The 2320-nt window shown below is 63.2% G+C and carries 2 protein-coding genes; one reads left to right on the top strand and one right to left on the bottom strand.

Annotation, left to right across the window (positions count from 1 at the left end; all coding sequences use genetic code 11):
* Nucleotides 1-252: 252 nt before the first annotated feature.
* Nucleotides 253-1668 carry a coniferyl aldehyde dehydrogenase gene (locus AC1VWL_RS19265; protein WP_482987749.1) on the top strand — a complete coding sequence of 472 codons (1416 nt, stop codon included), beginning with the start codon at nucleotides 253-255 and terminating at the stop codon, nucleotides 1666-1668.
* A gap of 240 nt (nucleotides 1669-1908) precedes the next feature.
* Here AC1VWL_RS19265 and AC1VWL_RS19260 read toward each other — a convergent pair.
* Nucleotides 1909-2320 (bottom strand): transaldolase family protein (locus AC1VWL_RS19260; RefSeq protein ID WP_482987748.1); only part of this gene is annotated, 412 nt, incomplete at its 5' end.

Genomic DNA, 2320 nt, shown 5'->3' with positions numbered 1-2320 from the left:
GCGCGTGCAAATGCTTTGGACGTGCCGCAAAAGCTGGGTGTAGTTGAAACGGTGATGCGCTGGCTACGTGCAAACCTGGCGTAACGCTGCTTCGCTCCCTCCCTTGCGCAACGCGCAGGGGAGGGTTGGGGAGGGGTAGCTCCACCGCCTTCGCTCCCGACTTTGCGCAGCACATCACGCCCGCTTTGCAAACAACCCTTCACTCCTCAACACACACAGGTTTACAGTGGCCGCTGATCTTGGGGAGGCACCATGGATCCACAGACCGACCATTCAGGCAATCTGCCGCAGCGTCTTATGCAACTACGCGAAGCCTGGCAGCGGAACAAGCCGGATTACACACAGCGTCGTGACGATCTGCGTCGCCTGCGCGCCGCATTCAAGGCACGCATTCCGGAAATGACCGAAGCGATCGCCGCTGATTTTGGCCATCGCTCGAAACACGAGTCAGTGATCGCCGACGGCATGACCGTCACTGGCGAGATCGACCATCTGCTCTCGCACCTGCGCGGCTGGATGAAGCCGGAGCGGATTGGCGTGGGCTGGCGCTTCTGGCCGGCGCGGGCGCAGGTGCGACCGGTGCCGGTGGGCGTGGTCGGGGTGATCTCGCCGTGGAACTACCCGGTCAATCTGGCGCTGGTGCCGTTGGCAACGGCGATTGCCGCTGGTAACCACGTGATGCTCAAGCCGTCCGAGCACACGCCGAACAGTTCGGCCTTCCTGCAGTCCTTGTTGGCCGAGGTATTCACCGCCGATCGAGTGGCGGTGGTGCAGGGCGATGCCAGCGTGGCCTCTGCGTTCTCCGGCCTGCCGTTCGACCATCTGGTATTCACCGGCTCCACCGCGATTGGCCGCAAGGTGATGGCGGCCGCCGCGCAGCATCTGACGCCGTTGACCCTGGAGCTTGGCGGCAAATCACCGGCCTTGGTGGCCGCGGATTATCCAGTGGAAGGTGCTGCGGCGCGCCTGGCGACCGGCAAGTGGTTCAACGCCGGTCAAACCTGCATCGCGCCGGATTATGTGTTGATCGACGAAGCACGGGTTGATGCCTTGGTTGCCGCGCTGCGTGCGCAGGTGCAGCTGCGTTACGGCGACTTCAGTGATGCTGCCGATTACAGCCGCATCATCAACGAAGGCCAGTACCAGCGTTTGCAGGGCTATGTGGATGACGCGCGCGCGCGCGGCCTGCAGGTATTGCCGCTGGCTGACATCGATGCCGAACGCTCGCGGCGCGAGCGGCTGTTCCCACCGACCTTGGTCCTGCAACCGGGCGATGACGCGACGGTGATGCAGGACGAAATCTTCGGGCCGATCCTGCCGATTCGCAGCTATCGTTCACTGGACGAGGCCATCGCCACCATCAATGGCCGTGACCGGCCCTTGGCCCTGTATCCCTTCAGCCATGACAAGGCAACGGTGGAAAAGATCGTCGGCCAGACCATTGCCGGTGGCGTCACCGTCAATGACACCTTGCTGCACTTTGCGATCAACGGCCTGCCGTTTGGTGGCGTTGGCGCGAGTGGTATGGGCGCGTACCACGGCAAGGCCGGTTTCGATGCGATGAGCAAGCGCTTGCCGGTGTTGTGGCAAACCCGCCGGGCCGGCAGTGATCTGCTGCGGCCGCCGTACACACGAGTAGCGCGTTTCATCGAGATGATTTCGCGCTGAGGGAGAAAAGCCGCAACCAGGCACAGGGGGCCGGCTGCGGTGACCCCGGCACGAGGGAGAGGGAGCCGGGTGTCGAAAAGCTGTTGAAAGCCCCTCTCCCTGCGGGAGAGGGGTTGGGGTGAGGGTAGGGGGCGAAGCCGCCTGGAGCCAATTATCTCCAGGCTTCGCTCTTACCCTCATCCGCCCTTCGGGCACCTTCTCCCGGCGGGAGAAGGGAGTAATCGGGCATTGCTTTGGCTGTCAGCCGCCCAACTCATCCGCAATCCGCTGACGCAAAGTCTGCAGATCCTTCGCAAACGCCTCAATACCGGTAGCCAGCTTCTCGGTGGCCATCGGATCGGCCGCCATATCCGCATCAAACGTCGCTTCATCAATCGCAGCGACGTTCACCGCTTCGGCAGCACCAGCCACCAGCTTGCGCGGCAACTCGCCGAAATCAGCATCCAGCTTCTCCAGCAGGTCCGGCGAGATCGTCAAGCGATCACAGCCAGCCAGGGCTTCAATCTGCGCGGTCGAGCGGAACGAGGCACCCATCACCACCGTGCTGGAACCGCGACGCTTGAACTCGGCGAACACACCACGCACGAACACCACGCCCGGGTCTTCGTCGATGTTGGCCGGGGTCTGGCCGTTGGCCACGTACCAGTCCAGG

The organism is Stenotrophomonas sp. STEN063, assembly GCF_056854515.1.
The sequence above is the reverse complement of the archived record's forward strand: the minus strand, read 5'-3'. Positions and strand labels throughout refer to the sequence as shown.

Coding starts and splice junctions, on each gene's coding strand:
- AC1VWL_RS19265 (WP_482987749.1), top strand. CDS start 253: ATGGATCCACAGACCGACCATTCAGGCAATCTGCCGCAGCGTCTTATG.